The organism is Aulosira sp. FACHB-615 (assembly GCF_014698045.1).
GTDB lineage: Bacteria > Cyanobacteriota > Cyanobacteriia > Cyanobacteriales > Nostocaceae > Nostoc_B.
In genome coordinates this window covers 1-10,475 of record NZ_JACJSE010000068.1, presented here as the reverse complement: position 1 = coordinate 10,475, position 10,475 = coordinate 1, and the positions used below count along the sequence as shown (strand labels likewise).

Sequence of the window (10,475 nt, the reverse complement as noted above, 5' to 3'; positions counted from 1 at the left end):
AGCTTTTCCAACATCGAGCGGTTTCAAATTACAGGCACATTAGCCAATGATACTATTACCACAGGTGATGGGAATGACACCATTAGTGCTGGCGCTGGTAATGACATTATCAACACTGGGAATGGAAATGATCGCCTCATCGGTGTCGCTCAAAACTCTGTCAATCCTGGATTAGGAGAAATTGATGTTCTCCAAGGAGGTACAGGTGGAGACATTTATGTTATCGGTAATGCAGCTACTACTTTTTATGATGATGGCAATAGTACTACCGCAGGTATAACAGATTATGCCCGCATTGTTAGCTTTAATGTTAGTGAGGATATCATTCAACTTACAGGCCCAAAAAGTAATTATATCCTGGGTTCATCTCCTATCAATAACATTACAGGCACAGCAATTTATATTAAAAAGCCTATTGGTGAACCAGATGAACTTATTGCCATTGTTGAAGGAGTTACAGGATTAAACCTCAACTCCAACGTTTTCATCGAAGCACAAAACGAATCGGGTTTACTTTCCTTTAGTCAGGCTACTTTTAGCACTCCTGAAAGTAACAACGCCACCATTACAATTACTCGTGAACAAGGAACTGTTGGTGCAGTTAGTGTAACTTTGGCTTTGACTAATGGTACAGCTATTGCCCCTAGTGATTATGACAATACTAGTATCACTGTGAACTTTGCAGATGGTGAAAACAGCAAAACTATTACTATTCCTATTGTTAACGATAATATTTATGAATCCAATGAAACAGTTAATCTTACCTTGATTAACCCTACCAATGGCGCATCTTTAGGAACTCAAAAGACAGCCAATTTAACTATTGTTGATAACGATGCCCTCCCAGGAACAATCGCCTTTAGTGAAACTAACTACAGTGTTAGCGAAGATGGTACGCCTATTAATCAAGTAACTCTTACTCGTACTGGAGGCAGCGATGGGGTCGTCAGTATTACTGTAGTTCCTACTAACGGCACAGCAACAGCACCTAGTGACTTTATTAGCAACCCGATTACAGTTAGCTTTGCTAACGGAGAAACTAGTAAAACAGTCACAATACCTGTAATTAATGATACTGTTTATGAAAGTAATGAATCTGTTAACTTAGCTCTTAGCAATCCTATTGGTGGGGCAACCATTGGCGCACAAAATACTGCCATCTTAAGTATTGTGGATAACGATGCGTTTCCTGGAATTCTTGCCTTTAGTAGCGCCAACTATAGTATTAATGAAGACGGCACGCCGATTGCGGCAGTGACTATTAACCGTACAGGTGGCACAAACGGCGACGTTAGCGTTATCCTCACACTTAGTAATGGGAGCGCGATCGCACCCGATGACTATTTCAATACTCCCACTAATGTCACTTTCGCTAGTGGTGAAACTTCTAAAACTATTAATATACCTATTGTTAATGATACAGTTTATGAACCAACAGAAACTATCAACCTCACCCTATCGAATCCTACTAATAGCGCAATATTAGGTACACAAGTAAACGCAGTTATAAGTATTATTGACAATGATGCTGTTCCCGGTACTATAGCTTTCTCCCAAGCTACCTATAGTGTTAATGAGAACGGAACACCGATTAGTCAAGTTACCCTAACTCGTACTGGTGGAAGTGATGGCGAAGTTAGTGTTCTTTTAACACCAAGTGGTGGAAGTGCCACTGCCCCTGATGACTATAACAATACCCCCATTACCGTTATCTTTACTAATGCAGAGACATCAAAAACTGTCAGCATTCCTATTGTCAATGACAGCAAATTTGAAGCCAATGAAACCATTAACTTAATTCTCAGCAATGCGACAGGTGGCGCAACCATTGGCATTCAAAATAATGCAACTCTAACGATTGTCAATGACGATCCTTTCTTACCTGGAGCGATCGCTTTTAGTGCGGCTAACTATAGTGTTAATGAAGACGGAACACCCATCAACCAAGTTACTCTAACTCGGACTGGTGGAAGTGATGGCGAAATTAGCGTTCTTTTAACGCCGAGCAACGGAAGTGCTACTGCGCCTAATGACTATAACAATACACCTATTACAGTCATCTTTGCTGATGGAGAAATCAGCAAAACCGTTACAGTCCCCATAGTTGATGATACGAAATTTGAAGCGAACGAAACCGTTACACTTTCTCTCTCCAATCCCACAGGCGGTGCAACTCTTGCCACTCAGCAGACAGCAACCCTCACTATCATTAATAATGATGCTCCTCAGCAAGGCATTTTAGCCTTCAGCAACCCCACTTACATTATTAATGAAGACGGTACGACAGCAAACCAAATCACCGTTATTCGTACTGGGGGAAGTGATGGGGAAGTCAGTGTTACTGTTAATCTAAGTGACGTAACAGCAACAGCACTCAGTGACTACGCTAATACACCTATTATAGTCATCTTTGCGGATGGGGATACAACACCCAAAACAGTCGCTATTCCCATCAATAATGATACCCTAGTCGAAAATACAGAAACTCTCAACCTCACACTAACTAATCCTACGGGTGGTGCAACTATTGGTGAGCAACAAACGGCTGTTGTAGCAATTGCGGATGATGATGTACAACTCAATTTCAGCGCAAGTAATTATACTGTCAGAGAAGACGGAACTGCGGTTACTAACATCATTGTAACTCGGACAGGACGCGCAACAGGTGCAGTTAGTGCAACCGTAACCTTTACTGATGGTACAGCAATAGGATGCGGTTGTGCTGCTAATTCTGTAAATAATGACTTTTATAATGGCTCATTTGTTGTAAGTTTAGCGGATGGTGAAACCAGTAAAGTTATCCCTGTTGAATTAGCAAGTTTAGGCGGTACTAATGCCATTCGCATCCGCAATGATGCCAAAGTAGAAACAAATGAAACCTTTACTATTAACCTTACTAATCCCACAAGTGAGGCAACCATTGGTAATCGCAGCAGTGCAGTCATTACCATTCTTGATGATGATGTAGAATTGGCCTTTAGTGCAGCTAATTTCAGTGTTCGTGAAAATGGACAGGCTATAGCAGCTGTAACTGTAACTCGTAATGGACGTTTAACAGGAGATGTAGGCGCAAGTATTACCTTAAGTGGCGGAACTGCTTCTTATCCCGATGACTATAGCCAAACAGTTATTAACTTTACCTTAGAAGATGGTGTTACCAGTAAAGTCATTGAGATACCGATTCAAAATGATATTCTCGTAGAACCGGATGAAACAGTTACTCTCACACTAACTAGTCCTACTGGTGGTGCAACGTTAGGAAATCAAAATACAGCAACTTTAACTATTGTTGATAATGGTACAACACCCTCATTAAGCGTATCCATCAATAAAGATACTGTTGCTGAAAGTGCAGGAATTAACGCAGCAATTGGAACTGTCACTCGAAATATTGTTACAAATGAGGATTTAGTCATTACCCTAAATTCTAGCGATACTACAGAAGCAACTGTACCACTTCAAGTCACTATTCTAGCTAATCAAGCTTCTGCAAATTTTGCTATTAATACGATTGATGATGGGGTAGCAGATGGAGCGCAAACAGTTAATATTACGGCTTCAGCAAATGGATTTAATAGCGGTTCACGCAATATTACAGTAACAGATATTAATGTACCAGATTTGGTGGTTTCTAGTCTCTATACAACGACACCATTATTAACTGGAAAACAAGCAAGTTTTAGATATAGAGTTGAAAATAAAGGACTTTCATCTGTTATTACTTCTGAAGACAACCCCTTAGTAGATCGAATTTATCTATCAAAAGATACTCAATTAGATAATGGTGATACTTTATTAGGAGAATTTAAGATTAATGCTAATATCCCTGTTGGACAGTTTTACGAACGGAATTTACCCTTTTTTACGCCTAAGAATGCTGGGACTTTTTATCTAATTGGCGTAACAGATGCCACCAATATTCTTGGTGAAGGTGGTAATATTGGTGATAATAATAATACAACTATTACACAAATTAATGTGTTACCTGCTTATCGTGCCGTTGTTTCTACTGACGTAGAAGTGGGAATTGCAGGCCAATCAGTTAATTTGCGAGGTCAAGCATTAAGTAATGCAGATAATTCTCCAATTGCCTTTGAATTTGTCACCATTAAGGTTGAAAATAACGGAATTCTTCGAGAGTTAAACGCATTTACTGATGCTAATGGTAATTTTGTCCGCGCATTTAATCCCCTACCCACTGAAGGTGGACAATATAAAATTAATGCCTATTTTCCTGGCAACCCCACCGAAGATAACGTACCGGAGGACACTTTTAAGCTGTTGGGAATGCGGTTTAATACAAATCAAGCATCTCATAAAGTAATTGCAGATTCTCCCTTTACCGCTTCAGTCAATTTACAAAATCTCACCGATATTGGTTTAACGGGAATTACCGCCACTGTTGATAGTGTGGTGAATGGATGGGATGTGCAAGTTAATGCACCTATAAATTTAGCAGCTTCGGGTCAAAATACCCTTACCTACACCATTACTGCGCCGAATGATTCTGTAATTACTCAGGATACCTTTAATATCAAGCTCACCAGTGCAGAAGGAGTCACCACTACTTTACCCATTGCTGTGAATTTAGAGCGAATTGTCCCTCGTTTGGTTGCTTCTAGCAATCTCTTAAGTAGTGGAATGTTAAAAGGTAATCAAACAGTCGTTGAGTTTGATGTCACTAATGAAGGAGGTGCAATTGCAGAAGATATTCAGGTATTATTACCAGATGCACCTTGGTTAAAGTTAGCATCACCTGTCACGATTGATAAACTAGGAGTTGGTGAATCAACAAAAGTCACGCTCTTACTGACTCCCGATACCAATTTAGAAATAGGGGAATATAAGGGAAATGTAGTCTTAGATGCGGCAGGAAATGATGGTGATCTTTCCCTTGGCTTTAATTTCCGAGCGATTTCTGATGCAGTAGGTAGCTTGCGGATCAATGTTGAAAATGAGTTAACCTACTTTGCGGAGGGTTCACCCAAGTTAGCAAATGCAACTGTTATCTTGCGAGATTATTTTACAGGCAATGAAGTGCGCCGTGTCGTTACCGACAATACAGGAATAGTCTCTTGGGATGGCATTGCTGAAGGATATTACAAGTTAGACATTACTGCTGATAAGCATACTTCCTATAGTCAGACATTGAAAATCGATGCAGGGGAAATTGAAAACGTTAATTCATTCCTCTCACGTCAGACGGTTAAATATATTTGGACGGTAACTCCCACTGAAATTCAGGATGAATACAAAATTAATGTTGAAAGTGTTTTTGAAACTAATGTTCTTGTTCCAACAGTAGTTATTGATCCTCCCCAGATTGATTTGGCAGAATTAACAGAAGTGGGTCAAGTGATGCAGATTAATTTAACTGCCACTAATTATGGGTTAATTGCAGCTAAAGACATCAATTTGGGGATACAAAGTCATCCTTTTTATAAATTTGAGCCGCTTATTAATGGAATCGATACATTAGCAGCTAAGAGTTCTTTGACGATTCCAGTCCGTATTACTAAAATTGGTGATTTTGATAGTATAAACAACAGTTTAAACGGATTCAAAACGCTGTCATCATCAGAAAACTCTTTTATAGAAGACCCTTCCATTCCTTGCGTTATTACGGCAGGAATTAGTTTTTCTTATGAATGTAGTGGTGAAACCATTAAGAGAGCTATTCCTGTTCCCTTTCTAAATGCGGAAGGCAATTGTCATCCTGTTATCTACTCAATATTAGGTCAAATAGGGCGTGGAATAGACGAACTATTAAAGTTATTTGATAGAGGGGGTACTGGTTCAAGTGGTCGCTTTGGTAATAGTGGAATTATTATTGATACTGGTGAAATTCAACAAGCAGCTGATTGTGACCCGTGTAAAGAGAAAATTAAACAAGCTATTATTGATTGCGTGGTTAAAAAAGTTGGTTTGAATATTTTAATTTCAAAACAAGTCAAACCTAAGACAATTGCCAATTGTATTATCAATATTATTAAAGCCTGCCCTGATTTTTTTAATCCCTTGGGAAATACCCTTAGCTCATCCACAATTACAACCTCTTTTTTGCAGAGTACATTAGATGAACTTGAGCAAGAGTTGGCCAATTTAAAGCCATTGATTGATACTCATATTTTCCTGTTTGGTAATGAAGTTTGGATGCAATCGGGAGAAGAAGATCCAAGCGTTTTTGCGAATTGGGTGGAAACCTTTGAAGGATTTATCAATCTAAGTAACTATAATAAGGAAAACTTAGTTGACTGGTTAGATACTTATGACAATTTGATTAGAAGTCTACTAAGAGAAACTTCTCGTATTTCAGATGTGGAACGTAATGAGTTGCTACAAACAACTCTTCCTAGCGGAATATCAGCAAGCGATGTTAATCGCCTCATAGATCGCTGGAACAGAACTTTTGACTATTATGAAGCTAATATATTCAATTTGGGTGATGTACCAGATGGACAAAGTTCTGACTTCATTGCATTAGATGTTTGGAAAGAACTTTTAGCTGCTGCACGAAAAACAATTGAGATATCCGAAGCATCTGGCTTTACAGATCCAATAGAACAAGCACTTGAATCTATAGATAATTTGCAGGAAGTATTAAACAGCGATAGTAATGGTGTTTGTGCTAAAGTCAGCATCAAAATTGACCAAGACGCAGTAATGACCCGTTCCGCCTTCCTGGGCGAACTAGAAATCGACAACGGTAACACCACAAACCTAGAAAACCTCACCGTCACCCTGCAAGTCAAAGACGCACAAGGTAACATAGTCAACAACCTCTTCGGCATTACCAACCCCATCCTGAAAAACATCACCGCCATTGACGGTACAGGTATCCTCACAGGCGATGACCCCAACACCCCCCAAGATGAAGGTATCGGTAGCGCACAATGGACATTCATCCCCACAAACCTCGCTGCGCCGGAAGTTCCCACTCAATACAGCATCGGTGGTACACTCTCCTATACCGAAAACGGTCAACGCATCACAGTCCCCTTACTATCCACCCCCATCACCGTCTATCCCCAAGCGGAACTCTACCTCGACTACTTCCAGCAACGCAACGTCTACGGTGATGACCCCTTCACCGACCAAACTGAAACATCAGTCCCCTTCTCCCTTGGTGTTCTCGTCAAAAACCAAGGTAAAGGCGACGCAAAAAATCTCAAAATCACTTCCGCCCAACCGAAAATTGTTGACAATGAAAAAGGCTTGCTGATTGACTTCCAAATTATCGGTAGCCAAGTCAACAACGAAACTGTCAACCCTTCCTTAACTGTTAACTTCGGCAACATCGCCGCCGGACAAACCGCCGTCGCTGACTGGTTACTCAAGTCAAGTCTGCAAGGCAAGTTCATCGAATACAAAGCCACTTTTGAACACGTCAACGGACTCAACAACCCTGAACTTTCTCTAATTAAAGAAGTCAAAATTCACGAACTAATTCGCAAAGTTCGCGCCAACGATGACAACCTGACAGACTTTTTAGTTAACGATGTCTTTGATGCCAACTTCGACCCTGATACCCTCTACTTCAGCAGTGGCACAACAGCACCCGTAAAAGTCGTTACCAACGCCACCACAGACGGTGCAGCAACGTTTGAAGATTTAACAGTCCAACTCAGTGCCACTGTAGAATCAGGATGGACTTATCTGCGCCTCAATGACCCTGGTAACGGACAATTCCAAATTAAAAAGGTACTGCGTAGCGATGGTACAGAAGTCATTTTAGACAACGTGTGGACAACAGACCGAACCTTCCCCGCCACAGGTCGTCCCATCTACGAAAATATCTTACATTTACTCGACAACAACACCACAGCCGGCACACAAACCTACACCATCACCTACACCACAGGCGACCAAACCCCGCCCAAAGTCCGCGAAATTGTCGATGTTGACCCCAACCCCCGCAACACTCCCGTTAACACCTTAGATGTTGTCTTCACCGAACCCATCAAAACAGCCACCTTTGACACCAGTGACATCACCCTCACCCTAGATGGTGTTGCAGTTAATACCAACAACCTCAGCATTACCCCAGTTAACGCCAACACCTACCGCATCGGTAACTTACAAGGCATCACAGGCAATGTGGGACAATATCAGCTGAGTGTGAATGCCGCCGGAGTGCAAGATTTTGAAGGAATTTCCGGGACAGGAGTTGTTACCGAAAATTGGATTTTCACAGGCGAACGTCCCACCGTCGCTTCCATTTCTGGCTTCACCTCCAACCGCCTCAAAACACCAGTTAACACCGCTACCGTCTCCTTCACCGAAGCCATTAACCCCAGCAGCTTCGACTTTAGCGATTTGTTCCTCAACCGCAATGGTGGCGGTGATTTAATTAAGAGTACCGTTACTATCACCCCAATTAACGCAACTACTTATCAAATTAATAACCTGGGTGATTTAACTAATGTTGATGGTGAATACTCATTTTTAATTAATGCTAGAGGTGTCACAGATACCGACGGTAATACAGGCGTAGGTGCAAAAGGATTTACCTGGACATTAGATACAAATGCCCCCAGTCTGCTATCAATTACCGATGTCACCAGCCCCCGCAATACTAAAGTTTCTACTCTCGATATTGCCTTTTCCAAATTAATTGACTCGACAACTTTTGATCTGAGTGACGTTATTCTCACCCGTGATGGCACAACTAATTTAATTACCAATGGTGTCAGCTTTACTCAACTGAATAACACAACATATCGCTTCAGTGGTTTAAATGGGTTACAAACTACTGATGGCACTTATAGTTTTACAGTTGTGGGCAGTGGTATTAAAGACACAGCCGGAAATATTGTGACTAATTCCCTGTCTGAAAATTGGACATTAGATACAATTGCGCCTAATGCTGCGACCAATATTCAAGTAACAGCAAATCTTAACCCATCCGGCATTGCGAATGGAACACAAGACGGTGAGATTGCTTCGCTGTCGCTCGCAATGACAAATACGAGTTTAGGCATCCTCAATGAATTTGGTCAAGTTCGAGTCAATAGTACATCAATAAATATCTCTGGTTCTTTGGATGAAACTGGCTTAAAAGTTTACATCCGCGATAAAAATATCAATCAATCTCTAGGACAAGCCACTGTTAACGGCACTAACTTTAATAGCACCGTACAATTATCTGGTGCAGGTGCAAGAGAATTAGAAATTCAAGTTGTAGATGCAGCCGGAAATACAACAACCACACCTCTGAGTATCTTTGCTGATGTCACCGCACCAACATTAATTAACTTCTTAAATATTCCATCACAACCTGTTACTACTCCTGTTGGTGCTGTTGATGTTCAATTCTCCGAAACTATTAACTTGTCTACCTTTAACTATCAAGACATTACCTTAACTCGTGATGGTGGCACGAACTTAATAACTAATGCAGTCACAATTAGTAATGTTTCTGGAACAACTTACCGCATCAACGGCTTAGAAACTCTCACCCAAACACCCGGAACTTACAACCTACAAATTAACACCCCCGGCATTCAAGACTTAGCCGGAAATGCAGGTATTGAACCAAAGAATACCACCTTTACCATCCAAGGTGCAGCCACTCCAGGGGTAACAATTACACAATCTAACGGTAGCACTAATGTAGTAGAAGGTGGCGCAACCGACACATACACAGTTGTCTTAAAAACTCAACCCACTGCTGATGTCACTATTACCCTAAATACTGGTAGTCAAATTACCACCAATAACACTACCCTCACCTTCACGGCTGCTAACTGGAATACTCCGCAAACCATCACAGTTACAGCCGTTAACGACACCACCCCAGAAGGAAACCACACAGCTACAATTACTCACAGCATTAGTAGCAGTGACAACAACTACAACGGCTTAACCTTGCCCAATATCAACGTCGCCATCCAAGATAATGATGCCGAAATTCGCGGTACTGTTTGGAACGATGTCAACGGCGACGGTATCAAAGGTAACGATGAACCCACCCTACTAAGCTGGACAGTTTACCTAGATACCAATAACAACAGCCTATTAGATGCAGGTGAAACTTCCACCCTCACCGACTCCCAAGGTAATTACACCTTCAACGACCTCCGCCCTGGTAATTATACAGTTGCCCAAGTCGTCCAAAATGGTTGGAAACAAACTTACCCCATCATTAACATTACAACTACCGCATCCACGACGGAAATCTTTACTCCCAGTGATCCCCTCAGTGTCACCAGCAACACCCAAACCACCACAGCCACTAACTTAATTAACCTTGATGACTTCCTCGCAGATAGCCGCTTTGCCCATATCAAAGGTCAAGGTTACACCACCGTCATCATCGACACTGGCATTGACTTAGATCATCCCTTCTTCGGTGCAGATAATAATAATGATGGCATAGGCGATCGCATCATCTACCAATACGATTTCGCCGACAACGACAACGACGCAAGCGACAAAAACGGACACGGTTCACACATCGCCAGCATCGCCGCCAG

1 protein-coding gene is annotated in these 10,475 nt (G+C 41.4%); it reads left to right on the top strand.

Annotated features, from left to right (window positions below; genetic code table 11):
* The coding region (locus H6G77_RS34805; protein ID WP_190874095.1) for a Calx-beta domain-containing protein at nucleotides 1-10,475 on the top strand (10,475 nt) is incomplete at both ends.